The sequence below is a fragment of the Streptomyces sp. NPDC002232 genome, assembly GCF_042890295.1.
Taxonomy (GTDB): Bacteria; Actinomycetota; Actinomycetes; order Streptomycetales; family Streptomycetaceae; genus Streptomyces.
The window spans coordinates 147,066-173,645 of record NZ_JBIARV010000005.1 but is presented as its reverse complement, the minus strand read 5'-3'; the positions used below and the strand labels follow the sequence as shown (position 1 = coordinate 173,645).

Annotated in this window: 18 protein-coding genes; 11 read left to right on the top strand and 7 right to left on the bottom strand. The window is 73.4% G+C overall.

Annotation, left to right across the window (positions count from 1 at the left end):
• The first annotated feature begins 232 nt into the window (after nt 1-232).
• Both ACFYXU_RS23915 and ACFYXU_RS23910 read left to right on the top strand, forming a co-directional pair.
• On the top strand, nt 233-1,423 hold the full coding sequence (locus ACFYXU_RS23915; protein ID WP_389459838.1) for a cytochrome P450: 1,191 nt from the start codon (nt 233-235) through the stop codon (nt 1,421-1,423).
• Nucleotides 1,424-1,782: 359 nt separating this feature from the next.
• A complete protein-coding gene (locus ACFYXU_RS23910; RefSeq protein WP_376515500.1) occupies nt 1,783-2,064 on the top strand; it encodes a hypothetical protein in 282 nt (93 codons plus the stop codon).
• Nucleotides 2,065-2,072: 8 nt separating this feature from the next.
• Here ACFYXU_RS23910 and ACFYXU_RS23905 read toward each other — a convergent pair whose 3' ends face one another.
• Nucleotides 2,073-3,071: a 1-aminocyclopropane-1-carboxylate deaminase/D-cysteine desulfhydrase gene (locus ACFYXU_RS23905; protein ID WP_389459836.1), complete on the bottom strand. Its 999-nt coding sequence runs from the start codon at nt 3,069-3,071 to the stop codon at nt 2,073-2,075.
• Between the two features lie 349 nt (nt 3,072-3,420).
• On the opposite strand from ACFYXU_RS23905, the gene ACFYXU_RS23900 reads away from it, so the two are divergent.
• Nucleotides 3,421-3,702, top strand: a complete 282-nt coding sequence (locus ACFYXU_RS23900) for a DUF2610 domain-containing protein (protein WP_361405023.1) — start codon at nt 3,421-3,423, stop codon at nt 3,700-3,702.
• A gap of 33 nt (nt 3,703-3,735) precedes the next feature.
• On the opposite strand, the gene ACFYXU_RS23895 is transcribed toward ACFYXU_RS23900, so the two are convergent.
• Nucleotides 3,736-10,644 (bottom strand): hypothetical protein, encoded by a 6,909-nt coding sequence (locus ACFYXU_RS23895; protein WP_389459833.1) that lies wholly within the window; start codon nt 10,642-10,644, stop codon nt 3,736-3,738.
• Nucleotides 10,641-11,849, bottom strand: a complete 1,209-nt coding sequence (locus tag ACFYXU_RS23890; protein WP_389459830.1) for a hypothetical protein — start codon at nt 11,847-11,849, stop codon at nt 10,641-10,643. Before ACFYXU_RS23890 ends, ACFYXU_RS23895 begins: the two co-directional genes overlap by 4 nt.
• A gap of 552 nt (nt 11,850-12,401) precedes the next feature.
• On the opposite strand from ACFYXU_RS23890, the gene ACFYXU_RS23885 reads away from it, so the two are divergent.
• The 3 genes from ACFYXU_RS23885 (at nt 12,402) to ACFYXU_RS23875 (ending at nt 16,130) form a co-directional block, all read left to right on the top strand.
• The gene (locus ACFYXU_RS23885; protein WP_389459827.1) at nt 12,402-13,070 is read left to right on the top strand and encodes a hypothetical protein; all 669 of its coding nucleotides are present in this window, start codon (nt 12,402-12,404) and stop codon (nt 13,068-13,070) included.
• A 619-nt stretch (nt 13,071-13,689) separates the two neighbouring features.
• Nucleotides 13,690-14,115, top strand: a complete 426-nt coding sequence (panD, locus tag ACFYXU_RS23880) for an aspartate 1-decarboxylase (RefSeq protein WP_361405035.1) — start codon at nt 13,690-13,692, stop codon at nt 14,113-14,115.
• Nucleotides 14,116-14,681: 566 nt separating this feature from the next.
• Nucleotides 14,682-16,130, top strand: coding sequence for a transglycosylase family protein (locus ACFYXU_RS23875; protein WP_376515506.1), 1,449 nt, complete (start codon nt 14,682-14,684; stop codon nt 16,128-16,130).
• Here ACFYXU_RS23875 and ACFYXU_RS23870 read toward each other — a convergent pair.
• On the bottom strand, nt 16,011-16,997 hold the full coding sequence (locus tag ACFYXU_RS23870; RefSeq protein ID WP_376515509.1) for a DMT family transporter: 987 nt from the start codon (nt 16,995-16,997) through the stop codon (nt 16,011-16,013). The genes ACFYXU_RS23875 and ACFYXU_RS23870 overlap by 120 nt on opposite strands.
• A gap of 248 nt (nt 16,998-17,245) precedes the next feature.
• On the opposite strand from ACFYXU_RS23870, the gene ACFYXU_RS23865 reads away from it, so the two are divergent.
• The 3 genes from ACFYXU_RS23865 to ACFYXU_RS23855 all read left to right on the top strand — a co-directional run bounded on the left by ACFYXU_RS23865 (nt 17,246) and on the right by ACFYXU_RS23855 (nt 20,021).
• A complete protein-coding gene (locus tag ACFYXU_RS23865) occupies nt 17,246-17,968 on the top strand; it encodes a (2Fe-2S)-binding protein (protein ID WP_389406455.1) in 723 nt (240 codons plus the stop codon).
• Nucleotides 17,969-18,028: 60 nt separating this feature from the next.
• Entirely contained in the window at nt 18,029-19,513 is a 1,485-nt protein-coding gene (locus ACFYXU_RS23860) for an SDR family NAD(P)-dependent oxidoreductase (protein ID WP_361405044.1), read from the top strand.
• Nucleotides 19,514-19,850: 337 nt separating this feature from the next.
• A complete protein-coding gene (locus tag ACFYXU_RS23855; protein WP_329853465.1) occupies nt 19,851-20,021 on the top strand; it encodes a hypothetical protein in 171 nt (56 codons plus the stop codon).
• 58 nt (nt 20,022-20,079) lie between these two features.
• Here ACFYXU_RS23855 and ACFYXU_RS23850 read toward each other — a convergent pair whose 3' ends face one another.
• From ACFYXU_RS23850 to ACFYXU_RS23840, 3 genes are read right to left on the bottom strand one after another with little or no spacing between them, the layout of a single operon-like run.
• Nucleotides 20,080-21,507, bottom strand: a complete 1,428-nt coding sequence (locus ACFYXU_RS23850; protein ID WP_376515511.1) for a lipase maturation factor family protein — start codon at nt 21,505-21,507, stop codon at nt 20,080-20,082.
• A gap of 22 nt (nt 21,508-21,529) precedes the next feature.
• Nucleotides 21,530-22,078, bottom strand: a complete 549-nt coding sequence (locus tag ACFYXU_RS23845) for a DUF1990 family protein (RefSeq protein ID WP_389406194.1) — start codon at nt 22,076-22,078, stop codon at nt 21,530-21,532.
• Nucleotides 22,075-22,944, bottom strand: coding sequence for a YndJ family protein (locus tag ACFYXU_RS23840; RefSeq protein WP_389460537.1), 870 nt, complete (start codon nt 22,942-22,944; stop codon nt 22,075-22,077). Before ACFYXU_RS23840 ends, ACFYXU_RS23845 begins: the two co-directional genes overlap by 4 nt.
• 207 nt (nt 22,945-23,151) lie before the next feature.
• Here ACFYXU_RS23840 and ACFYXU_RS23835 point away from each other — a divergent pair, with 207 nt between their 5' ends.
• Both ACFYXU_RS23835 and ACFYXU_RS23830 read left to right on the top strand, forming a co-directional pair.
• Nucleotides 23,152-24,291: a DUF6777 domain-containing protein gene (locus ACFYXU_RS23835; RefSeq protein WP_389459820.1), complete on the top strand. Its 1,140-nt coding sequence runs from the start codon at nt 23,152-23,154 to the stop codon at nt 24,289-24,291.
• A gap of 49 nt (nt 24,292-24,340) precedes the next feature.
• Nucleotides 24,341-26,428, top strand: a complete 2,088-nt coding sequence (locus ACFYXU_RS23830; protein WP_389459817.1) for a SpoIIE family protein phosphatase — start codon at nt 24,341-24,343, stop codon at nt 26,426-26,428.
• Nucleotides 26,429-26,580 lie beyond the last annotated feature (152 nt).

Sequence of the window (26,580 nt, the reverse complement as noted above, 5' to 3'; positions counted from 1 at the left end):
CGTAACTCCCCGAAGCTTTGTGAAAGATCTGAGGCAGGTAGTCATACCAGCCACCCCAGTTGCGTGGTAGCGTCACCGGCGCTCGGCTCGGATGATGTACGGGGAAGCACCGGCGAACGGTCGGTGAAGCACGGACGAGGCGTTCCACCCACCGGTGATCCGGCGTCTCGCACGCTCGACTCGCAAGCAGTCAAGGCCTGGACCAGGCCCGATGCGCAGGGGGAGACGTTTCGTGGAGCAAGCGGCAGCCGTGGACCCGATCCTGGATCTGGTCCGCCCGTCGGTCCTGCGGAACCCCTACCCCGCCTATGCCCGGCTGCGGGAGACCGCGCCGGTCTTCTGGCACGAACTGCTCGGTTCCTGGGTCCTCACCCGGCACGCCGACTGCCTCGCGGTGCTCACGGACAGCGACCGCTTCGCCTCCGACTGGCGCCGCGCCGGGGAGGACATCCCCGCGCCGCTGCTGAGCGTCCAGACCCTCGACCCGCCGGAGCACACCGCCATCCGGCACCTGCTGCTCGACGGCTTCCGCGCCCAGGACCGCCGGGCCCTGCACGACGGCCTGGAGCACGGGATCGCGGACCTGCTCGCCGAGCTGGCCCGACGGCCCTCCTTCGACCTCGTCGGCGAGCTCGCCGAACCGGTCGCCCTCCGCTTCGTCACCGCCTTCCTCGGGGTCCCCGCGCCCGGGCTCGACTGGTTCGTGCCCATGTCCCGCACCGTCGTCGACGGCATGGACGCCGGCCTGTGGCCCGAGAAGCACGAGCCGGCCGTCGCGGCCCGCGCACGGCTCGCGGAGTACGCCGGCGGGTGGCTCGCGGATCCGCCCGAGCGCGGCCTCATCGCCCACGTGGCGGAGCACGCGGCGGAGAGCGGTGTGGAGGAAACGGTTCTGCGCAACAGTCTGCGCGCCGTCCTCCACGCGGGCTACGAATCCGCGTCGCGGCTCCTCGGCAACGCGGCGGCCGCCCTCCTCACCACTCCCGGCGCACTCGACGCCTTCCGGGCGAGCCCGGCCACGGCCGTCGACGAACTCATCCGGTACGACGCACCGGTCCAGGCGGACGCCCGGGTCTGCGTCGCCGACACCGAACTGGGTGGCGTCACCCTCAAGGCGGGTGATCCGGTCACGCTGCTCCTGGGCGCGGCCAACCACGACCCGCTGCGGTTCGGCCACCCCACAGAACTGCGACTCGACCGCGCCCCGAACCCGCACCTCGGGTTCGGACGCGGGGCCCACGCCTGCCTGGGCGCGTCCATGGCGATCCGGCTCACCGGATCGGTCCTCGGGGCCCTGGCCAGGGACTACCCGCACGCGCGGGCCGTCGCGGCACCGGAACACCGGCGCAATCTGACCCTTCGCGGTCTCGACCGCTTCGAGGTCACCCTGCGCCCGCGAGCGGGGGAGGAGGTTCGACCATGAAGTACTGGCACTGAAACTCACGCGCGTGACGCCCGTCCGGGAGGCGGGCGGCCACGCCGGTGTACGGCTCACGTGCACCCGCCGGAGCCCGGGCCCGCTGCGCGGCCCGGGCTCCGGCCCTTTCGACACCCCGCGCCGTACGCCCGCCCCCCGCCGTACGCCCGCCCCCGCGTCGCATGCCCGCCCCCGCGCCGTACGCCCCCCTGCGCGCCGTACGACACACTCCGCGCCTTTCAACACTCCGAGCCGTGAGCGCCACGAAAGCGCCACAGAGTCCCCATTCGTGACATCCTCGGAAGAAACGCCCACACCGACGTCCCCCCCCGTGGGCCTTCCTCGTCCTCTGTGCGGAGGGACTCTTGATCATCAGCCACGCCGTACGTCACGACGCCCTGCACGTGACGCTCCACCACGACCTGGACGTCACCAACCGCGCCGCGGCCGCCCTCCAGATCCAGGCCCTCGTCCAGGAGCACCGGCCCGCCCACGTGGTCATCGCCGTCCCGGCCGCCGACCCCAGCCCCGCCACCCTCAGCGCCCTCGCCCGTGCCCACCGCATGTGCGCGGGCCTCGGCGTCCCCCTCACGCTCAGCGGGGCGAGCGCCCGGACCCGCAGCCTCCTGGACGCCAACAGCACCTGATCCGACGGTCAGCGCGGTCCGTGGGTCTGGAGGAAGAGCACCGGGCCGCCCGCGAGGCCGCCGCGCGCGTCGAGTTCGAGCAGCGCGGCGAACGCCTTCGCGGTGTAGGTGCGTTCCAGGGTCAGGCCGGTCCGCGCCGAGGCCAGGGCGAGCGCCCGGTCGCCGGCCGCCGTCGGGTGGGCGTAGCCGTCGCCCAGCCACGCGGTCTCCACGCGGACCGCGTCGGGGCCGGGCACCGCGCCGGTGACGTCGGCGCCCCGCACCCGGAGCAGGGCCGCGGAGCGGCGGGCCAGCGCGAGGAGGGCGCGGGCGTCCAGGCGCAGGGTGTCGTTCACGACGACGCCGAGGACGCGGGTGCGCAGCCCGGCGAGCCGCAGTCCGAGGGCCAGTCCGGCCGTGGTGCCGCCGGAGCCGACGGGGGTGACCAGCCACGCCGGCTCGGGCAGTTCCCCGGCCTCGACCTGAGCTCCCAGCTCCAGGGCGATCTCCACGGCGCCGAGCGCACCGAGCGGAGAGGAGCCACCCGCCGGCAGGTAGTAGGGCGGTGTCGCACCGTGGAAGTGCCGTACGAAGAGCCAGGGCGCGGCCAGCATCAGCCTGGTCTTCGTGCGCGGGAAGTACAGCGAGGCACCGGAGGCCCGCAGCCGCTCCAGTTGGTCCCGCACGTGCTCGTCCACCGGGTGGTCGATGAGACCGAGGGCGACCTCAAGACCCTGCTCCCGCGCGTACCGGGCAGTGGCGAGGCCCCAGTTGGTGCCGAGCCCCCCGACGGTGAGCAGCGTCCTGGCACCGCGCCGCCGAGCCTCCGGCAGCAGCCACTCCAGCTTGCGGACCTTGTTCCCGCCCCAACCCCCGTCCCCGTACCCGCTCTCGTCCTTGATCCACAGCTCGGCCCGCGTCCCCGCCCCGGGGAGCGCCCGCACGGGCGTGGGCGCCGCACCCAACCGCAGGAAGGGGAGGGAACCGACCAGCTCGGGGCAGCGCCGGTGCAGCAACGGAGGTCGCATGAAGGCGACGCTAGAGCACGGGACGCCCGACGGGACCGCCTGGGACGTGACCATCCTGAACCGGCCGCCCTCCGTCCGGCCGGCCCCGGACCGGCGTGAGCTCCGCAACACCGCGGACCGACCGCCCGCTCCGGGCACGCCCTTGCCGGTACGAGCGGGCCCTGGTCGAGGATCTTCGCCATGGACACCCACCGGACGCGACCGCGTCCGAAGGGGTACGAGGGCGCGGCGAAGCGTCCTCGGCCCGGAGCGGGAGGCTCGGCCGCTCGGAGGCGCGACGCGAGGACGGGCCGGACACCGGCGAACGGGAGGGCCGCATTCAAGCCGGGCAGGTGGGTAGTTTGGGTGTATGAGGCCTTTCAGTTTGCCGTGTTTCTTCGGTACGGACCGACAGGTGCCGTTCGACATGTACGTGGGAGAGGCCGCGCCGGACGCGCACCCGCTGGAGCAGCAGCTTGCCTGGCTGGCTCGCGAGCGGGGCGGCACGATGCCCCGGGACGTGGTGGACGCGTTCGCCAAATTGCACGCCATCGCGCTGGAACACGGGGTGAGCACCGAGGAACTGTGCGTGTACGCCATGGAGGAGGCCGCGGGACAAGCACCGGGAAGCGCCTCGGAGGGCTCTGGCTGAGCCGCGGCGCCATCGGACCCGCAGAGACCTCCCTCACTCCTCCTCGGCGGCGCGGGCGAGGACCTCCTGGAGCGGGATGCCCGCCTGGTGCGCGGCGGTTGCCGCCGTCGTCAGCGCGTACAGCATGTTCTCGTGGAAGAACCGTGCCTCGACATCCGCCAGATAGCGGAGTTGGTGTTCCAGTACCGGGCCGGGAGGCGCCCCACTTCCCCCAGCCGCCACCATCCGGGCCGGCACACCTCGGTTGTCCGGTATGTGGACGACGAAGCCGCTTCCCTGCCTCAGATCCGGCGGCCGTTCACGCTCCTCTTGCTCCAGCAGCCTTTGGAGCACCTGCCGGCAGAGATCCCCGAACGTGCCCTGGTCGGACAGGGCACCGTCCTGTTCCGAGAGCACGGGCCGGTCGGCGTCGGGCCGTCGGGCCGCAGCGGCCAGCGCGTCGAGGGCGAGCGCGCTCCCCTCCTCGTCCAGGACGTCGTGGGCGACCAGCGTGGCCAGCATCCGTACGGCGAGATGGGCGCGGGCGATGGACGGGGCGTGGACCGCCTCGGCCAGTGTGGCCAGGCCGTCCGGTTCGACACGGTCGAACCAGGGGAGTTCGGCGAAGAGCCCGCTGAGCACCGTCTCGGTGTCCCCGGCCGCCCTCAACAGTGTCCCGACGGTCGCACGGTCACCCTTGCCGATGAGTACCAGCAGGCGCAGTGCGGGCAGCCGCATCGTCCAGTTGCCCGTTTGGGCGGCGGATCTCAGCAGCCTTGTGAACCGGCCGCCGTCCCCGCCGACCAGGACGCGCAGGCCGGCGGGATGACGACTGCCGATCTCGGCGAGCACATTGAGGCTGAAGGTCCATCCGGGTCGGCTGCCGTCCCGGCGCGTGTCGGGGCTGGACTGCTCAGCCAGCTCCTGCTCGGCCCGCTCGGTCAGCGCGCGGACCAGTGTGTCCGTGTGGTCGACGGCGTCCGCTCCGGCCAACCCGGTCGGCCGGGTGACGAAGTCCGCCGCACGCGCGACCGCGCCATGGAAGTCCGGGCCGACGAGGAACGGATTGATCGCCCGGCACATGCCCCACAGGAGCGTGGCCGCCCCCGGGCCAGGCTCGTCCGGGGCCTCGAAGGACGCCACGACGCGCTCGTCCCCGGCCCGCAGCAGTGCCCCCACCGCCTCCGCGGCGAGTTCTCCGTCAGCCTCGCGAGCGAGGCGGTTCAGCTCGCGCCGCGCCGACCCGGCCGCCGCTCGGTCCGACTCGGTCCCGGTTCGGCCGCACCGCCGGAGCAGATGGCCGAGCGCGTTACAGGCGTGACGGGCGAGCTCGACGGAATCGCCGGCGGCTGTCTCGTACGCCAGGAGGATGCCGAGGAGACGGCGGACGCTGTCCTCGCCGGCCGGTGCCGCGATGCCCAGCAACACGATCGCCCTGCCCAGCGAATCGTCGTCCAAATCGTCCAGCAAGGCCTGCACGGCAGGGACGATGCCTTCGATCTCCTCGGCGCCGAGCCCGGCGCGCTCCGGTGCCCAGGCGATGCTCTGGAGCGACCCGAGGAGTCTTTTCCGGTCCCTGTCGGGCAGTCCGGGCAGCAGCGCGACCAGCTCCCCGAGTACCTCCGGGGTGAGCTGACCGAGGAGGCCCAGCAGACTTCCACGTGCCTCGTCCTCCGCCCCGAGCAGCCGCAGCGCCGCGGTGAGCACCGGGAGGGAGTCGTGGACGAGATCGAGGATCATCCAGGACAGTTCGGCGGTCAGCTCCGGCCGCTCGACCGTGCACCGCTCGTGGAGCAGCACCAGATCCGCCAGGACGCGCGCGCCGACACGTGAGGTACGGAAGGCGGGTCTGCCCCCGCCTCCACGGGCCACCTCGGACACGGCGAGCGCGGTGCGCAGCCGTACCCGGTCATCGGCGTCGGAGAGCAACCGGGGCAGGGCTTCGACGGCCGTCGGGTCCAGCCCGCCGCGCTCCAGCTGGAGCAGGGTGGAAAGATCCGAGATCCGCTGATCCGGATGGGTGCGCCAAGCCGTCGGCTCGGGCCGGGACGCGGAGAGCACCGACACCGCCAACAGCTCCGCGGCCTCCGCCACCGACCCGCTCCTCAGCAACGCGGTCACGGCGTCGCAGGCGTCCCGGTCGAGTTCAAGGCGCTCTGCCCGCCCTCGGCGCAGCAGCTCGGCGACCCCACCCGCCAGCTCTTCACCGTCCGCCTCGGGCCGGGTCAGAGACCGCCACAGCTCCGCCGTTCCGAGGCGTCGCCCGGTGCCGGCGCCCCGGAGCGCCTCCAACGCGTCGGCGCAGGCGGCGGAGGCCGTCAGGATCGCCCAGGAGGCGGGGACGGCGCTTTCCAGTTCGCGGAGTTCGTGTTCGTAGCGGAGGAGGGAGGTGGCGAGCGGCGCGGTCTCCCGCCCCCCTGTCGGCTGATGACCCTGCACGGAGTCCAGCAGGGCGCGTGCTTCGTCCGGATCGCAGCGCCGGGCCGTTCGTAGACAGGCCAGGCTCCGCTCGTGAGGGTCGTCGATCGCCAGGGCGCAGTCGATGGCAACCCGCCGCAGCTCGGGGGTCCAGCCCCCGGCACTGCGGTCCGCGGCGAGTTCCATCAACCGCAGCCGCTCGTCCGGAGCGACGACCGTCGGCAGCAGACCGCTCAGCAGGCTCACCGGGTCACCGCCGGTCAGGGCGGCCAGAGCGACGCGGGCACGGGCACGGGGGTAGGGGTCGTCGATGCCGGCGGTCTCCTTCTCCAGCAGCTCCCGCAGGTCCCCGTCACCCCGCGGGATCACCGCATCGCCCGAGGCCACCGACGGCAGCAGCGGCAGCAGACGTCCGAGGGTGCGTCCGGCACTGACCCGGTCCACCGGCAGGATCTCTGAGGCCAGGCAGGCGGCTTCCACGAGCAGGTCGCGCGCGGCGAGGAGTGGGGCCAGCCGGTCGAGCAGCCAGCACCGCGCGAAGCCGAGACGCGGGGCCATGCGGCCAAGACGTGTCAGGGCCTCGGTGGCCGCGTCCGCGGTGCGCGGCTCGAGTGGGTCGAGGTCCCATTCCCAGGTGCGCAGGCCCGCCGACTCGGCGGTGACATGCAGGGTGGCCAGTGTGTCGGCGAGGCTCGCGGGTCCGTCACTGAGGATGGCCTGGCCGGCCGTGTCCAACGTGACGGCGAGGTTGTAGGTCTTGTGCTGGCTGGGAGGGGCGCAGATCGAGAGCAGCAGCAGGATACGGACCTGTTCCCGGCCGATCTCCCCGCCGTAGTTGGCGGGGGAGGCGAGGACAGCTCCGGCGCTGCGCAGGACGGCGGAGACGAAGCGTTCGCGAGCGCCGGGCTCTCGCAACACCGGCTCGAAGGCGGTGACCATCGGGGCCACGGTCAGTTGGCCCAGCGCTCCGCGCAAGGTCAACGCGGTCCGCCCCAAGCGCCACCGGGCGCGGCGCAGGACTGCTTCGGGCACGCTCGTCGCGTAGTCCCCCAGGGACTCACCGGGGGCGTCTGTCATGAGGGCCCCGGCCGCCAGTGCGTCGCCCCGGGCTTCAGGGGTCTCGTCCGGGGCCGCCGCAATGTCCCGGAGGAGCCCGGAGATGGTCCCGGCCGGATGCTCTGCGGCCAGCCACGCTCTGAACCGGGGGGTGAGCGGGGTGTCGACGGTCATGAACTCCGGGACGAGGAGACGCTGGTCGGTGGCCCGGGCGAGAGCGGGAGCCACGACGGTGTCCAGCAACACCGCCGACCGATGTCGCACGGCCGGCGGATACGAGGCGGCGGAGAGCCGGGCCCGCAGCCGGCTCTCCTCCGCCACCCATCGCTCGCGGTCCACGGCGTCGACACCGCCGTAGAGGCAGATCACCGCCCGGGTGATCCGTAGGTCGGAGATGATCCGGGTGGCCGTCGAGCCGTCGAGGGTGGAGACGAAGGGAGTCAGAGAGGAGGGCAGGAATGCCCTGCGGAACTCCGATACGGGCCGCGGCTCCGGCACCTCCACCCGTACGCCGCTCAGGGTCTGCCGCACGACCTCCGCCAGCCCGCCCCACACCTCGGCGGCCTTCTCCGGGTCCGGTGGCGGCAAGGCCCGCCGATGTGCCTCTTCCAGGGCCGAGAGGGCCCTCACCGAGGCCCAGCCCGTCTCCTCGCCATCACGTTCCTGCGCCCGGAACAGCGCCTCGACGATCGGACGATCGGTCAGCGACAACCGCTCCGCGGAACGTGCCGCCGACGACGAACGGGCGGGATCCGACGAGGCTATCGCGACGGCCAGTTCGTCCAGGGCGACGACGCTCGTCCGTTGTCCGTCACCGAACAGCCACCGCTGGTCGCGCACCACGGACTCCAGGGCGGCAGCGGCCTCGGGCAAGGTCGCGGGGTCGGCGTCCAGCAGCGCCGTCACGACAGCCCGCACATGGGAGGGGCGCAGTGCCCGCCGAGCGATCGGTCGCGGTGCGGTGCACAGCAGCACGGCTGTCCGGGCGCCACCGTCGCCGGCCAGGAGGCCGGTGACGAGGGCGTCCAGCCGGTCCGGGTCGGTGCGGCTGAGGTGGCCGAGCCCGAGACGGATGGCCTCGGCCCAGCGCGGGTCGCCCAGATGCTCGCCCAGTGGCCCTGGCCCGCTGGACCACCGGCGGTCCACCAGCCAGCGTCCAGCCAGGTACTCCTCGATGCTGAGGTGGAGGAATCCGTACAGGTTCTGTCCCCGCGCGGTCAGCAGGCCGAGTGTCTGGGCGGCGGCCAGTGCCCCGTCGACCGCGAGGTCGTCGGGCGGTCCGGTGAGCGCCAAGGCCTCCCGCATGCGGACGGCGAGATCGTCGGTGTCGAGGATGCCGGTCCGTGCGGTGCGGTGCACTCCGTAGGCCAGTGCCGCGTGGGTGCGCAGCAGGCGGTCCGCGTCGAGTCCTGCCTCGGGAGGGTTGGTCCGAGCGAAGGCGCTGTCGACGATCGCGTCGTACAGGTCCGAGCGCAGCAGGCCGTCCTCACCGAGATCGGCCACTCGTCCGGCGGCGACGGCGGACACGAACGAGGTGAGGAGGAAGGGATTGGCGGCCAGGTCGCGGGCGGTGGCGGAGACCCTGCCGAGTTCACGGTCCAGCCGTCCGATCAGCGCCCGGGTGCCGGCGGTTCCCCGCTCCGTGGCGGCGCAGTAGTGGCTCATCCAGTAGTGGCCGGTGACCGCGACGGCGTCCTCGTCCATGGGCCGCAGGACGAACTGCTGCACCCCGCCGACGAGCGGGGTCGCGTAGTAGCCGATGAGGCGGCTGGTGACGAGCAACTGGTTGCCTGATGCACGGCGAGGCAGGTCGTATCGGGGTCCGTCGCCATCGACCAGCCCGTTGAGCGCGGCGACCAGCGCGGTCCGCTCGGCGCCGGTGGGCACCTCGTCCAGGCCGTCGACGATGAGCAGCAGTCGGCCTCGCCCGAACGCTTGACGGGCGAGGCGCTCCAGGTCATCGGGTGCCACCGGGTCGCCACTCAGCGGGTCGGTGGGCACGGAGCCGTTCCAGCCGGCCCGAATCGCCCAGGTGATCAGAGAGTCGGCCGTCGGGACCGGCAGGGGAGCGTTCGTGGGCTCGGAGCCGCTCGGGGGACGGTGACCGGGGACCGCGGCGGCGGCCAGATCGGCGGCACGGCACAGCACCGGGAGCCGCCAGTGGGGGTCCCGCTGGCCGTGATCGGTCGTCGCCTGCCGGAACGCCAGCGTGCGCGCGAGGGTGGTCTTGCCGCCTCCCGGATCGCCGAGGATCACCGACCGCCATACGGAGCCCAGGAGTTCGGCGGGCGGGACGGGCTCGCCGGCCGGCGCGGAGTGTCGGTCGACGTGCCCGGTCGCCGTCAGGTAGGTGGGCAGCGGGTGGTCGGCCAGAGAGCCGGACACGGCTTCCGAACTCAGGTAGTCGACCTCGCGCAGCCGGGTGTGCTGGGTGGAGCGGTCGGTGACCGGGACCGGAAGCGCGGGGAGTTCGGCGAGCGGTGCGCGTACCGGGACGCCCGCGATGACGGACTCCAGGTGACGGTGGGTCTCGGTCAGCCACCGCAGGTAGGCGTCCAGTTCGGGGACCGCGGCAGGCCGAGTGGCGTCGGCGGCCGGGGCGAACGGATCGGCCGCGCCGTCGCCCGCCAGCAGTTCGTCGATCCGTACCGGGTCTCCGCCGGAGCGCAACCGCAGCAGGACGGGCTGACGGCTCCAACCGTCGCGGGGTGCCTCCGCCTCCAGCTTGGCGACCAGAGCCGTGCGCAGGAGGTCGTAGTCGGGGACGGAGTCGAGGCCGGCGCCGGTGTCCTCCAGGGTCTCCAGGAAGGCGTCGGTGAACCAGGACTTGCCCTCACGTGCCGAATACCCGGCCAGCTCGCCGGGGGATGCGGCCAGCCAGGCCAACTGATCGCGGTCGCGGTACGGAGTGCCTGGGAAGGGCAGACTCATCGGATCGGGGTACCGGCCGGCGGCTATGTCGGAGGCCGAGAGGTCGCGCCGGCACGCGTCGACGAGGAACCGCTGACGGGTGAAGCCGTCGACGAAGGAGGACTGGTAGAGCCGGAGCACGCTGTCCAGGTCGAGGTTGCGCAGGTTGGTGTCGGTCGCGTTGGAGAGGACGAGACGGGTGCGGCCCTGTGGGTCGATGAAGCCGTGACCGCTCCAGTAGACCCACAGCAGTTCACCCCGCCATGAGGGCACCTGATCGGTCAGCAGGTCCTCGACGGCGGTGGAGGTCGACTCGTCGTCGGGTCGGCGCCCGGCGGCCGGCGGAGCCGTCATCCCGCCCGGGGGGCCGGCCTCGGAGGCCAGCAGGACGATGTTCTCGGGCGGCACACCCTGCCCTTCCAGCCATGCGGCGAAGCGACGGCCGCCCCTGCCGAGGCCCGGCAGGTCTGGCAGCACGCCGTTGCCCGCCCGGTAGCGCTCCGCGCACACGATGACCGCGTACGTCCTGGAGGGGTCTGCTGGAGCGTGAGTACCGCCGACGCGGCCGCTCGGAGTCATCCGAGGATCTCCGCCAGCCCCTGGTAGAAGGCGGGGTTGCCGAAGTAGTCGCCGTGGGCGGAGGGGAAGGCGTTTCCGCTGGGCACGGACACGTCGGTGACACGGCCGGGGAAGACCCGCTCACCGACGTAGCTGAGCAGGTCGCGGGGGTCGTAGAAGTTCGTCCACGGCGGTACGGAGTCGGGCAGGGGAGTGCCGTACGGCAAGGAGGGCAGGGCGTCCAGCTCGTACAGGAACGGGCCCTGTGACCCCACGGTCACCAGGGCTCGGACCTCGGGCAGGTGACGCGTCGCCAGCAGGTCCAGGGCGGCTATCCCGCCGAGGCTGTGACCCATGAGCACGATCGGCGGCTCCGCGTCCCGGCAGCAGGCGGCGATGAACTCCCGGATCCGCTCGCCGCGGCTGAGGTAGAGCATGACGTCCCCTGCGAGCGGGTACGCCGCGTCGGTGATCACGCTGCGGCGGTTGCCACCGCGCAGCTTCCAGGCGGTACGGGCGGCGGTTTTGGACAACGCCCACACTCCGCCCAGTGGGCTGAGATGGCCCGCGCCGAGAAGTTCCGTCATGGCGGCCACCAGCCAGACACGGTCCTCCGCGAGGACCGGGACCGCCCCACCCGGGCCTTCCGCGGTACGGCGCAGGGTCTGCGCGAGGATCGCACGGGCCAAGGTGGGCGCCAGGTCCGCTGGTGGGTCCGGCAGTCGCAGTGCCTCCCGCGTCGCTCCGGCTTCCGTGACCTCGACCACGGCTGGACCGAACTCCGCCTGTATGCCCAGAACTTCGAGTCGAACGGCCAACACCGGGTCCTCGGCCAGCTTCGCGGCACGCTCGACGAGCCCCGCGTCGGCGTCGGGAGGCCCGAACAGCCCCTGTCCCAGGCTCGGCCCGGCCGACGGGGCTCCGATCGGCCCCGCGGCGACCGCGAGACGGAGCTCGTGCAGGGGGTCCGCCTCCAGCAGCAGCCACTGCGACGAACTCCACTCCGCCTCAGCCGCCCGCCCGTCGTCGGAGCCGCCCTCGGGCTCGTACACCGGAAGCGAGTCCCCGCCGGCGTTCAGGGTGGCGCCGAGGCGGTCACCCCAGCGGCAGGGCAACAGTCGTGCCTCCGGAGAGCTCTGGGCGAGCCGGGCGCGCACCCGCTCGAACAGCGCGGCGTACTTGTCCCCCCGCGCACCGATTCCGTGGACGAACAGCACACTGGTCATGAGCCCCCCCGCTCACCGCCTTGCGAACTCGCCCATCATGGCACCGCCGGGATGTCTGTGGCAGGCGGTCGGAACATGTCGCGCCTCAGCCGCCCTGTGACGACTCCGCCGCCCGTGTCCTGCTCTCATGGTGGCGGCTCGAACGCGGCCACCGGCCTCCGTCACGGAGAAGTTGCCGCACCGCTCACGCAGATCCGTTCCTCACGGGAACGGTGCCGGTGCCGGGTTGTTCGGTCTGCTCGCTCGTGCTGGGGCACGCCGCTCGGGCACGCGGGCCGGGCGCCGCCGCGGAGGCCGAGCTCCGCCGCGTCCGAGCGCCGCCGGTCCGCGGTGAGTGCGGGTCCGGGGCGTGTGCCTCCCGTATCTCGGCGCGCGGATGTACAACATGGCGGTACTCACGCAACTCGTGGCAGAAGCGTTCGACGTCGGCCCCGAGCGCACCTGGCACGCGGCGCCCGTCCACTCCAGGCGGGAGACTGCATTTATTGCTCTCGACCCCGGACACTCATCACCGGGCGGAGGCCTGCGCCGCTCTCCAACGGGAGGACACACATGTCAGGAGTCTGGGATCCGCATGGCAGCCTCCAGCGCACGCTGTGGATCGGCGGCGCACAGTGGTCCGGCAAGACCACCGTGGCAGAAATCATCGCCACATGGCATGGATTGACGGTGTATCACTACGACTACCACGACGCCCGCGGCCACCAGGATCGCCGGATCGCGCGCCGGGTCGCCTTGGGCGAGCCTGTGGGAGATCCCAGCCCCGACCACGTCTGGGTGGAACGGAGCCCGGAGGAGATGGCCGCCGAGACGCTGGCCGACTTCCCGGTCCGCTTCGAGTGGGCGTTGGACGACTTGCGCGCGTTGTTCACCGGTCGGCCGGTGATCGCTGAAGGGTGGGGACTACGACCAGAGCTCGTCGCGCCACTGCTCGACTCGCTCCGGCGCATGGTCGTCCTCGTCCCCACCGAAGAGTTCCGCCAGCATCAGATCCGTACCCTTCCGCGTGCTGGGTCCCTCAACGTCTCTGTCACCGACTCAGCCCGTGCCCAGGCCAACCGCGTCGACCGCGACCGGCTGATCGCCAGGAGTGCGGCACAGAACGCCCGCCGCCTTGGCATCCGCGTCATCGAAGTCGACGGTGCGCTCAACGCGACGGCGGTTGCAGCAGAGGTGGCTGAGCACTTCGCCCCTTACCTGGGTTCGGCGACGGCTGCGTGAACGCCAGGCGAAAGCGGCCGTCGGGAATCCCTCGAGCCAGCAGCGACCGGCGTGCGTGTCCTACCCGTCGGACGGGTATGCCCTCTCCGAGCGCAGGTGCGGAAGGTCAGGTGTTCCGTTCGTTCCGGGGCTCATCCGCCCGGCTCCGACGCGGTTTCGCAGGGCTTCTGCCCTGCGACGGCGAGCCGTCCTCGCTGACGGCACTCCCCTGACCGGACCGTTCGGGACGCCGCTGCTCCTCGCGCCCAATGCCGGGTTCTTGACGCTTGTCCTTCATTCCACCCATGGCGGCAACTCCTCTCGACCTCAGCCGGCGTAGCCGACGCTCCGGCCCCGCGCAGCACCCCTTGCCGCATCGATCCCGGCTCGGACGTCCTGCGCATACCCCGGAATACGCCTGTTAACGGACAGCGGCGGATCAGGTGTATCGATCACGGGGGTTGTCGACACCAGTCTTGTATGGGCGGGGCCGGTGCGAAGGGGAATCCCAGGCGGGAAGCCGTGCAGCCAGGCCGGACCGATGTTCCTCACAAACATCGTTCGGCACCTGCCGGTGTACAGTCGAGACCGCCCTTGACCTGCACAAAGCAGGCAGGGAGCCGTCTCAGAGGAGTCCACTGTGCTGCGCACTCTGTTCAAGTCCAAGATCCACCGTGCCACCGTGACCCAGGCCGACCTGCACTACGTCGGTTCCGTCACCGTCGACGCCGAGCTCATGGAGGCGGCCGACCTGCTGCCCGGCGAGCTGGTCCACATCGTCGACATCGACAACGGGGCCCGTCTCGAGACCTACGTCATCGAGGGTGAGCGCGGCTCCGGTGTCATCGGGATCAACGGCGCCGCCGCGCACCTCGTGCACCCCGGCGACCTCGTCATCCTCATCAGCTACGCCCAGGTCGAGGACGCCGAGGCGCGGGCCTTCGTGCCGCGCGTCGTGCACGTCGACGGCGACAACCGCATCGTGGAGCTCGGGGGCGACCCCTCCGCGCCCGTTCCCGGGACCGACACCGCGCGCGCCCCGCACGCCGTGCCCGCGCTGGGCTGAGCCCGCCGAAGGCGAGGCCCCTGCCGAGGGCGAGGGGCCGCCTGCCAGGGATGAGCGCCCACCTGTCGAGGACGAGGGCCCACCTGCCCCGTCACGGCGCCCGCCCGGTCCCGGAACGCCGACAGACCGCCCCCGCCACGACGCCCCCCCCGCCCCCGCCACGACGCCCCCCCGCCCCCGTCACGGCGCCCGCCCGGCCCCCGAAAGGCCCGGCGGGCGCCGTCGGGGTGCTGGGGTCACCCTGGAAGGGGGTCCCGCGCACGGGGCCTCCGTCGACCGGGAGGTCCGTGATGACGCATCCCTTCCCCGATCCGGTGCCCCCTTCGCCGATCCCGACCCCGCCGCCCGTTCCCACGCCGACCCCCGCGCCGGTCCCTCCGGATCCGGCTCCCGGGCCGGGCGGTCCCGTACCGGAACCCGAACCTCAGCCCGAGCCGGGGCCCGCCGGAGCGTGATCGAGTCAACGCGAAGGTGACAGACGGGGCTTGAGGTTGCGCGAAGCCCTTGTCACGGAGCGTGCGCCACCCCTAACTTGGACGGCTGCTGCTGTGTTCAAGGGGGGCCCCATGGCCGTACGCGGACGTCACCGCCGCCACCAGCCGAGCCGGATCAACCGTGCCTCGCTCACCGTCACGGCGGGAGGCGCCGGCATGGCGCTGCCGCTGATCGGCGCGGGCGCCGCCCAGGCCGCCTCGCTGGACGTCTGGGAGAAGGTCGCGTCCTGCGAGTCCTCCTCCAGCTGGCACATCAACACCGGCAACGGCTACTTCGGCGGCCTCCAGTTCACCCAGTCCACCTGGGAGCGGTACGGCGGCACGCACTACGCGCCACGCGCCGACCTCGCCTCCAAGGACCAGCAGATCGCGATCGCCGAACGCGTCCTGAAGGGGCAGGGGCCCGGCGCCTGGCCGTCCTGCGGCCCCGAGGCGGGCCTCGCCCGCGGCGGCGATTCGCCCGCCGCACCCCGGCGCGCCACGGCGGCCGAACCGGCCGGCGGCGGGAACGACGTCCGCACCGCCTCCCTGCCCGCCCAGCGCCCCGTGGCCGAACGCCCGGCGCGGAGCGCGAGCCCGACCACCGTGCCCACCGTGCGCGAGATGTACACGGTGACGCCCGGCGACTCCCTGTCGGCCATCGCCGTCGAGGAGCACGTCAAGGGCGGCTGGCAGCGCCTCTACGAGGCCAACCGGCGGGTCGTGGGCGACGACCCCGACCTCATCCACCCCGGCCAGCGCCTCACCCTGCGCATCGCGGCGCCCAAGACCGCCGAGAAGCCGAAGACCGGCGAGACGCCCAAGGCCGCGGAGAAGCCGAAGACCGCGGAGAGGCCGAAGACCGCCGAGACGCCCAGGAAGGCCGAGCCCCGGGCCGTCCTGGCACCCCGGACCGCCCGTCCGGTCGGCACCGCGCCCACCACCCCGCACACCACGAAGCCCGGCACCAAGCCGAGCCACAAGCCCACCGTCCAGCCCAAGCCCGGCCACAAGCCCGTCGCGCACCCCAAGCCGAGCCACAAGCCCACGGTCCAGCCCAAGCCCAGTCACAAGCCCACGGCTCACCCCAAGCCCAAACCCAAGCCGAAGCCCAAGCCCGCCGCCCAGCCCTCCGGGGACGGCTACTCCGCGCCCGTCTCCGCGGGCATCGGCACCCGCTACGGCACCCCGGGGTCCTCCTGGTCCAGCGGCTACCACACCGGCGTCGACTTCCCCGTGCCCACCGGGACCTCGGTCAAGGCCGTCGCCGGGGGTCGGGTCGTCTCGGCCGGGTGGGGCGGTGCGTACGGCTACCAGATCGTCGTGCGCCACGACGACGGCCGCTACAGCCAGTACGCGCACCTCTCCGCCCTCACCGTCCGCGAGGGCCAGCGGGTGCACGCCGGTCAGCGCATCGCCCGCTCAGGGTCGACCGGCAACAGCTCGGGACCGCACCTCCACTTCGAGATCCGCACGGGTCCCGGGTACGGCTCCGACATCGACCCCCTGGCCTACCTCAGGGCGCGGGGCGTCTCCGTCTGACGCCACCGGGGCGCCCGATGACACCGTGCGCGACTCCGGCACGGCCGTCAGCCGGTCGAGGGTGAGCTGGACGAGCCCGCCCGCGGCTACCGCGCCGCAGACCACCGCGGCGGCGGTGCCGGCCGCGCCGTACCGGAAGCCCTCGCCGAAGAGGGTCACGCCGACCGCGGCCGCGACCACCGGGTTCACCACCGTCACGGTGGCCAGCGGGGCGGCGAGCCCGGCACCCCGGTACGAGGCCTGGGAGAGCAGCAGCCCGGTCACCGCGAACGCGGACAGCACCAGGAGACCCGTCCACTCGGCGAGCGGGGCGCGGGGCGTCCACTCCTCCGCCACGGACTTCGTCAGCACCGAGGCCATGCCGAAGGAGACACCGGCCGCCGCGGCGAGCACCACACTGCGCAGCACGGACCGTCCCGCCAGGCGCGCGACCGTGAACAGCACGGCCACCGCGCCGAACGTCGCGCCCGCGAGCAGCCAGCGCTCCCCGTCGGTCAGGGACCGGGCCTCGGCGCCGCTGGTCAGGCTCAGCAGCCCGGCGAGGCCCACCGTCGCCAGGAGCGCGCCGCGCCAGGCCCGCCGCCCGGCCCGGCGGCCGACGAAGAGGGCCGCCATGGGCAGCGCGAAGACGATCGTCAGCGCGCCCAGGGGCTGGACCAGGCTGAGCGGCCCGTACGCGAGCGCGGCGACGTGCAGGCTCGCACCGACGCCGTTCAGCAGCACGGACACCCACCAGGCGCCGTTGCGCAGCGGCGCGTAGCGCGGACCGGCGGCGGAGGCCGCGACCCGCTCCTGCACGATCGCCGCGGCCGCGTAGGCGACCGCGGAGGCCAGGGCCAGGACGACGGACAGTGTGAGGGGGCTCATACCTTCCACGATCTCTCCATCCGGCCCCGCGCGTCGTCGTACCAGGGGACGTCTTCGCCGGTACCACCGACGCGGTACGCGGCCCCCGCGTACACCCCCGGATGTACACCTCCGCAGGTCGGAACGGGTGCAAAGCGCGCTTTCCGATCATTCTGGAGGGTGCCGCGAGCCCTCTCGAAAATCTTGGACGAGAACGCGGAGACGTTACGGTGGGCCCGACCACAGGACTCCGGGGCGGGGGCGTGCGCATGGGCATCGACGCGAGCGACGACGGCGGATCGCCGGGCGGATTCTTCGCCCTGCGGACCACCGCACCGGCGGCCGGCGGCGCGCACCGCCCGCTCTCCGCCCTGTACGCGGGGGAGACCGGGCCCCTCACCGCGCGCGTGGACCGTGTCGCCGCCCGTCTCGGCGCCCCCGAGCGGCGGGTCGGGGCCTCCGTCGCCCACCTCGGGCTCGCCGCCCGGCTCTGGTCCACCGCCCTCGGCCCGGCCGCGATCCACGGCCGCTTCCCCCTGCTCGACCCCGCCGAGCTCCACTGGGACGGGGCGCTGACCTCGCCCGACGACCTGTGGTGGGCCGGCTCCGCGACCCGCCCCGCGACCGTGGACGAGCTGCGCGCGGCCGTCCTGGAGGCCCATCTCGTCCCGCTGCACGCGGCCCTGCGCCGCGACGGGCCCATCGCGCCGCGGCTCCTCTGGGGCAACGCGGGCTCCGCCCTCGCCGGCGCCCTCCGGGAGCTCGTCCGCTGGGCGCGCGCCCAGGGGCGTCCGGACGCCGCCGAGCGGGCCACCGCCCTCGTCGCGGGCCTCCTGGAGCTTCCGGAGCTCGCCGGGACGGTCCGCGGCCCCCGGCTGCGCCGGGCCAGCTGCTGCCTCTACTACCGGTGTCCTGGCGGCGGGCTGTGCGGCGACTGTGTCTTCGACCACGCCCCCCGAACGGGTTTGGAGGCGCGGCCCCCGGCTCCGTAAAGTTGGGTCTTCGAAAGCCGGCGAGCGGTGACGTACGAGCGAACGAGGAACCCGAAGGCCATGACGGTGACCGAAGAATTCCAGGACTACGGGCCGGGCATCGACCCCGAGCGCCTGGCCGTCTGCCTGAGCGTCCTCGACGAGCTCGACAAGATCGATGTCGACCACCCGGACGCGATCACCGTGCGCCGCGCCACCGCCGGGATCTACCGGACCGTGAAGCAGCGCCGCCGCCAGGAGCGCCGGGCCTCGAAGACCGCCAACGACAAGGCGGTCACCGAGGCCACGGCCACCGGCTCCGCTCAGCGCATCGACGACGAGACCGAGGGCCTGCTGCCCAGCTCCGTCACCGAGGAGGGCCGGATCGCGGGGATACTCCAGCGTCCGCGCTCCTGCTACGTCTGCAAGACGCGCTTCGTCGAGGTCGACTACTTCTACCACCAGCTCTGCCAGCCCTGCGCGGCGCTGAACCGGGCCAAGCGCGACGCGAGCGCCGACCTCACCGGCAAGCGCGCGCTGCTCACCGGCGGCCGGGCGAAGATCGGCATGTACATCGCGCTGCGGCTGCTGCGCGACGGCGCCCACACCACCATCACCACCCGCTTCCCCAAGGACGCCATCCGCCGCTTCAAGGCGATGGAGGACTCCGCGGACTGGATGCACCGCCTGGAGGTCGTCGGCATCGACCTGCGCGACCCCGCCCAGGCCGTGGCGCTCGCGGACCAGATGGCCGAGGCCGGTCCGCTGGACATCCTGATCAACAACGCGACGCAGACCGTGCGCCGGCTCCCCTCCGCGTACGCCGCGCTCGTCGACGGCGAGAGCGCGCCGCTGCCCGCCGGCGAGCTGCCCGCCCACCACGTCATCGGCGCGTTCAACTCGGGCGCGGTCGGCGAGCTCGTCGGCTCGTCCGAGCTGCCCGCGGGCGTGCGGGACCTGGAGGCCCAGCAGGTCGCCGACCTCGCGCTCGTCGCGGGCAACGCCACCATCGCCAAGCACCTCGACGGCACCGCCATCGACGCCGGCGGCCTGGTCCCGGACGTCGTCGAGTCGAACACGTGGGTGCAGAGCATCGAGCAGATCTCCCCGGTGGAGCTCCTGGAGACCCAGCTCTGCAACTACACGGCCCCGTTCATCCTCATCAGCAAGCTGCGGTCGTCGATGGCCGAGGCGGCGAAGAAGGCGGCCAGCGGGCGCTCGTACGTCGTGAACGTCTCCGCGATGGAGGGCGTCTTCAGCCGTGGCTACAAGGGCGCGGGCCACCCGAACACCAACGCCGCGAAGGCCGCGATGAACATGGTGACGCGGACCAGCGGCGAGGAGATGTTCAAGACCGACGGCATCCTCATGACCTCGGTCGACACGGGCTGGATCACCGACGAGCGCCCCCACTTCGACAAGCTGCGCCTCGCCGAGGCCGGTTTCCACGCCCCGCTGGACCTCGTCGACGGCGCGGCCCGGGTGTACGACCCGGTCGTGCGCGGCGAGGCGGGCGAGGACCTGTACGGCTGCTTCCTCAAGGACTACGCCCCCGCGAACTGGTAGGCCCCGGCCCGCGGCGGTTCCCGCGGTCCTGACGACAAGAGCGTCTCGCGGTCCTGACAGCGGACGGCCCCACCGTCCTGACAAGAGCGCCCCATCGGCCTGATGGGGCGCTCTTTCCGGCTTCATTCACTCGATCGCATCACACTTTGGAGCGCGGTAGAGCGCAGGCGTGCTCATTTGGTTAATCTGAGGCACAGGTCGGCCACCGAGGAGACACCACTTCCTCACGGCCCTCCCGGGACAGGCCTGCCACCAAGGCCGCGGTCCCGCCACGAAACGGCGCCACCGCGACCGATCCGGCATCCTCCCACCTTGACGCGACACAAAGGAGTGCGCGGTGACACCCGAACTGACGAAGCAGGAACCGCGACCGGCCGAACGCAACGAGCGGCCCCGCCGCAAGGGCGAACTCGGCAGCCTCGACGTGTGGGCCCACGCGGCCCCCATCCGGCTCGCGGGGTACGAGGAGGACCTCGCCGAGCCCCACATTCTGCCGGGCATCGACTGATCCCTCCGTTCCACTCCGGGTGCCCCCGGCCGGACGCGGCCCGGGGGCACCGGTGCGTTCAGCGCGAGGTGTCCGTGGGCTCCCGCAGGCGGATCGGCGGCAGGTACTCCCGGACCAGCGTCCGGTGCCACCAGGCCCCGGTCGTCCGCAGCTCGTGCCAGGTCGTGTAGCGGTAGCGGTAGAGCCGGGCGCGGACGAGGGCCGGCGGGGCGTCCGGGAACGGATTGTGGGCGAGCAGCCGCAGCGTGTCCCGGTCGCCGTCGAGCAGCCGCTCCACGAAGGGACCAAACCACTCGCGCGCGTACCCGGGGGAGAGCGCGGCGAACCACATCAGCCAGTCGAGCCGCAGGTGGTACGGGGCGAACTGGCGGGGCAGCCGGCGCGGGTCACCGGGCTTGCCCCGGAATCCGTACGCGCGCCACACCGTGCCCGGGTGCGGTGCCGGGTCGTCGGTGCCCTCGACGACGATCTCGTCCCGGACCCGGCCGACGGTGCCGAACGCGCCGTAGCTGTTGACCAGGTGGTACGGGTCGTACGAGCGGTTCATCGCCTGGTGCCGGGAGAGCAGGTTCCGGACCGGGCGGTAGCTGCGCACCAGCACGAAGGCGGTGGCCGCGCAGACCACGACCACGTACCAGAGCGGCGGATCCGGCCGGGGGTGCGCGCCGGTGAGCGGGGTGGCGTCCACGACGGAGAGCGCCAGGACGATGGTCAGCCAGTTCAGCCAGGCGAAGTTGCCGGACAGCACCAGCCACAGCTGGGTCGCGATCATCAGACCGGCCGCCGCCGTGGCCACCGGCTGCGGGGCGAACAGCAGGAAGGGCACGACCAGCTGCACCACGTGGTTGGCCGCGGCCTCCACCCGGTGCAGCGGGCGCGGCAGGTGGTGGAAGAACCAGCTGAGCGGGCCGGGCATCGGCTGGGTCTCGTGGTGGTGGTAGAGACAGGTCAGGTTCCGCCAGCAGGCGTCGCCCCGGATCTTGATGAGACCGGCGCCGAACTCGACCCGGAAGAGCAGCCAGCGCAGCAGGAAGAGGATCAGGACGGGCGGGCCGGTGTCGTCGTTGCCGAGCAGCACGGCGAGGAGCCCGGTCTCCAGGAGCAGCGACTCCCAGCCGAAGGCGTACCAGGTCTGGCCCACGTTCACGATCGACAGGTACAGCCCCCACAGGACCAGCCAGAGGAGCATCGAGACCGGCAGCGGCACCGCGTCCCCGGCACCGGCGACGAGCGCGAGCGCGAGGGCGGCGCCTGACCAGGAGACGGTGGCGAAGAGCCGGTCGGAGTAGCGCCAGTGGAAGAGCGACGGGGTGTGGCGCGGGCTGGTCCGGCGCACGTACTCCGGTACGGGGAGCATGCCGCGCTCCCCGATCAGCGCCCGGAACTGGAGGGCCGCCGAAAGGAACGCCACGCAGTACAGCCCGGCGAGGCCCCGCTGGAAGACGATCCGGCCCAGCCACTGGTCGGGCGCCGTGAACCACTCCATCGCTCCCAGTATCGGCCCGCCGTCACGTCCTGACGAGACGGGTCAGGATCCTGCCGAGGTGGCGCGCGTACACGTGCTGGAGCCGGGGGACCAGCGGCCCCGCGAGCCGGGTGTACCAGGTGGCGGGGCGGCTGAAGGCGGTGACGGTGAAGCGGACCGTGCCGTCGGGGTCGAGGGTCACGACGAAGGACTCCTCGCCGCACTCCGGGTGCCCGGTCAGGGTGCCGTAGGCGAAGCCGACGCGGTCCTTCTCGTACGCCGTCCAGATCACCGCGCACGGGACGCCGAGCCGCAGCGGTCCCGCGCCCAGCGACACCTCCAGGTGGACGCCGGGCCAGGCGCGAGCGGCGTCGGCGCGGACGCGCGCCCCGGACGCGCGGTGCATCCCCCAGGTGGTGACGGCCGCCCCGGCGGCCTCGAACGCGGCGCGGCCGTGGCCGACGACCGCGCTGTGGCGGAGGTGGTGGTAGCCGGCGGGGAGCGCGTCCGGGGTGCGGGTCGCGCCGACCTCGCGGTAGGTGAGGCCGCGGCGGCGGGCGGGGCGGGAGAGGGTGTGCGTGAGGCGGGTCATGCCGGGAGCTCCGTTCGCGGGCGGTTCGTGGGGGACGGGGCCGTGCGGTCCGCCCGGAGGCGGTGCCGCGCGAGCAGGGCGCAGACGGCGAAGCCGAGCGCGTTGCCCAGGCCGTGCGTGGCGGCCGTCCAGGTCAGGGAGAGGTGCGGAAGCCCGGTCGCCTCGCCCAGCGCCCAGCTGAGCGCGAGCAGCATGGTGACGAGGAGGACCAGGGCCGAGACGGCGAGGAGGCCGCGGGTGAGCGGGTCGGCGGCGAGCTCGCGCCGCTCCCGCAGGGTCAGTACGGCGACCGCGGCCATCCCGGTCGTGAGGACGACGGCGCCGGCGAGCTCGGCCCAGTCGTCGACGAAGTAGCCGATCAGGACGAGCAGGGTGCCGGCCGGGACGCTGAGTGCGGCGCAGCGGGCGGCGGGCCCGTCCGAGGCGCGGCTGACGAGTCCGGCGACCAGCGCGGCGGCGAAGCCGGCGAAGTGGAAGTGCGGGACGGTCAGGGCGAGCAGGTCGAGGTCGAAGCCGAAGAGGGGGTACGAGGCCCGCTCGGCGACGAGCGCCAGGCCGGCGACGGACGGTGCCGTCAGGGCGGAGAGGACGGCGATCTCGCTGGGCCGCAGCGAGCGGGTGAGCATCAGCCGCGCCGGGGCCTGGAGCGCCAGCGCCAGGGTGCCGAGGGCGTAGACGCCGGCGAGCGCGGCCGCCGCGCCGGACCGGGGCAGCCACAGGGCGAGGGCCCCGGGGGCGGCGAGCAGGGGCCAGGCGCGCCGGAGCGCGTCCCAGCCGGGTGGCCGGGGGCCGTCCAGGAGCGAGAGTCCCGTCGGTACGACCCAGAACATGCCGATCATCACGACGGAGCTCACCAGGCCCGACAGCACGGTCATACGCCACCACCCCCACTTGAACGCGTTCAACGAGTCGAGCGTAGGACCTTTCTTGAACGTGTTCAAGTCGATGTCCGGGGTGACCCCGCCGACCCGGTCGGCCGCTCTCCGCTTGCGCGCCCTCACGCGCTGCGACAGACATGAGGGACTGGCCGCAACCGGGCGCCGGGCCCGGAGGAGAGAAGTCGGGAGAACCAGGTGCGCTCAACCCTCCGCCGGACGCGGCGAACCGGTCTCGCCGCCGCGGGGCTCGTCCCCGCCCTGCTGCTCACCGGCTGCTCCACCGCCTGGGAGGGCGCGGCCGGCGAACCGGCCGCCGCCCCCGTCCAGGACGTCCTCCTCCAGCCGCTCGGCGCGCACGGCCCCGACCCCTTCACCGACTCCACCGTCCGGAACACCGCGGCCCCCGCCGCGCCGGACCGGGGACCGGACGACGGCCCCTCGCCGGCCCACGAGGTCACCGGCTCCACCCCCGGCCTCTACGGCGGCACGCGCGCCGTCGGCAGCTGCGACGTCGAACGGCAGGCCGCCCTCCTCGCGGCGGACCGCACCAAGGCCCGCGCCTTCGCCGAGGCCGCCGGCATCCCCGAGGCCAACGTCGCGAGCTGGCTCCGCGGGCTCACCCCGGTCGCCCTGCGCGCCGACACCCGCGTCACCGGCCACGGCTACCGCGACGGCCGGGCGAACGCCTACCAGGCCGTCCTGCAGACCGGCACCTCGGTCCTCGTCGACCAGTACGGCGCCCCGCGCGTCCGCTGCGCCTGCGGCAACCCGCTCCGCAGCCCCTCGGCCGACCCCGGCGGCGTCCACCAGGGCGAGCCCTGGGACGGCTTCGACCCCGACCGGGTGATCGTCGTGAAGCCCACCGCCTCCGTCGTCACCAGCCTGGTCATCGTGAACACCTCCGACCGCACCTGGATCGAGCGCCGGACCGGCAGCGACGGGGACGAGGACCGGGAGCCCGCCGTGGCACCCGCCTGCGACCCCGACACCTGCGCCCTCACCGGCTCCGGCACCCCCGACCCCAGCGGCCCCGGCCACCCCGACTCCCCGGCCCCCGTGCCGCCGGAGCCCACCACCCCGGATCCCGCCCGGCCCGCCCCCGCCACCCCGCACCCCGACGTCCCCGACCCGTCCGGGACCGGCGGCACCGGGACCGACCCGACGGCCCCCCTGCCGACGGCGCCCGACCCGGACACGGAGCCGGCCCCCGACCCGTACGACGAGCCCCTCCCCGACCCCTTCGCCGAGCCCTCCGAGCCCGACGGGCAGCAGCCGCCCGACGAGCTCTTCCCGGCCGGGGCGGTTCCCGACCAGCCGGAGACGTTCCAGGGGTGAGAGGGATCTTCCTGGTGCGCCCGGGCGGGGCTGCGCCTAGCGTGGCCCCATGACTGCGGGCAGCGGCGGCGGGGAGGCGGACGCGCGGCCGGAGCGTGCGCCCGTGGAGCCGGGATCCGCGACGCGGATCCTCGCCGACTACGGCTCCGCCTTCCGGATGGGCGGCTTCGACTGGGACCTCGTCGCGGGGACCATGACCATGGACGCGGCCGCCCTCGAGGTCTTCGGCCTGCGCCCCGACGAGTACGACGGACGGCCCGAGAGCCTCGCCCCCCGGGTGCTGCCGGACGAGGGCACCCTGCTCGACACCCTGGTGGCGCAGGCCCTCAAGGACGGCAGCGAGCAGTACGGCGCGTACTTCCGCATCCGCCGCCGGGACGGCGGCCTCCAGTGGACCCACACCCAGGGCCTCGTCCACCGGGACGACTCGGGCCGCCCCGTCCGCATCATCGGCATCGTGCGCGACGCCACCCACGAGCTCACCGAGTCCGCCGCCCGGCTCGGCCTCGACGAGGGCCGGCGCCGGCGCGCCGGCGTCGTCGAAGGCACCGCGGCGGCCCTCGCGTACGCCCGGACCGTCCAGGACGTCATCGACCTCCTCAACGACTCGCACGCGCTCGAACACTTCGGCGCCGCCAGTCTCGTGATGGGGCTCCTGGAGTCCGGCCGCATCCATCTGGTCGCCGAGGGACCCGAGGGCGCGTTCGTGCCGGGCACCCGGTTCACCCGGGTGGACGAGCCCTACCCGATGAGCGAGGTCGTCCGGACCCTGCGCCCCCGGTTCATCGTCTCGCCCCGGGACTTCGCCGAGTCGTTCCCGGTGCTCTGGCCGCACATCAGCGGCCTCGGGATCACCGCCGCCGCCTACCTCCCGCTCATCGCCCAGGCCCGGCCCATCGGCGCGCTCGGCCTGCTCTACAGCGACAGGACCGGCTTCAGCGAGGACGAGCGGACCCTGCTCGTCGCCCTCGGCAGCAGCATCGCCCAGAGCCTCCAGCGGGCCATGCTCTACGAACAGGAGCACGACCTCGCCGAGGGGCTCCAGCAGGCCATGCTGCCCCGCCGGATCCCCGAGGTGCCGGGCGCCCAGACGGCCGTCCGCTACCGCTCCGCCCGCCTCGGACGGGACATCGGCGGCGACTGGTACGACGTCATCGCGCTGCCCGGCGGGCGGGTCGGCGCCGTCATCGGCGACGTGCAGGGCCACGACACCCACGCGGCGGCCGTCATGGGACAGCTGCGGATCGTGCTGCGCGCCTACGCCGCCGAGGGGCACCCGCCCGCGACGGTCATGGCCCGGGCCTCCGTCTTCCTCCACGAGCTCGACACGGAACGGTTCGCCACCTGCACCTACGCGGAGGTCGACCTCGCCACCGGCGTCGTCCAGGTGGTGCGCGCCGGGCACGTCGACCCGATGGTCAGGGACGTCGACGGCCGCTGCCGCCGGCTCCCCGTCGAGGGCGGACTGCCGCTCGGGCTCTCGGCCGAGTTCGGCCGCCTCGACTACCAGGTGACCACCCTGGAGCTGGACCCCGGCCAGACCCTGATGCTCTACACCGACGGTCTGGTGGAGAAGCCCGGAGCCGACCTCGACGAGGGGCTCCAGTGGCTCTCCTCGCTGGTCCGGCGCGGCCCCGCCGACCTCCAGCAGCTCGCCGACCACCTGTGCGACGTGGTCGCCGACCGGGGCGGCGAGGACGACGTGGCGATCCTGCTGCTGCGCCGCCACGGCAGCTACCACCCGCAGGGCACCGGCCGCTTCCAGCAGCACGTGGCGCAGAACGACCCGGAGGCGCTGAGCTCGGCCCGGCACATGATCCGGGCCGCCGTCCGGGCCTGGGGCGCGGGGGAGCGCGCCGACGAGATCGAGCTCGTCGCGGACGAGCTGATGACCAACGCCCTGATGCACACCGACGGCGGGGCGATCGTGACCCTGCGGATGCTGACCGGGCCCCCGCGGCGCCTGAGGGTCGAGGTGGAGGACCGGTCCAGTGCCCTGCCCCGGCGCCGCGAGGCAGGGGAGGCGGGCGTGTCGGGGCGCGGGCTGCTCCTGGTCGACGGGCTCTCGGACACGTGGGGCGTGGAATCACGGGGCGGCGGCAAGTGTGTGTGGTGCGAGTTCGCCATGGAGCGTTGAACGTGTTAACCGAGCGTGAACTGATCGTACTTGACCGTAACTGACGGTACGCGATTGACTTCCCCCCACCGCCTCTCCGCTGCCCCCACCCGCCTCTCCGCTGACTCCCCCCACCCGCCTCTCCGCTGACCTGCCCCCCCGCCTCTCCGCAG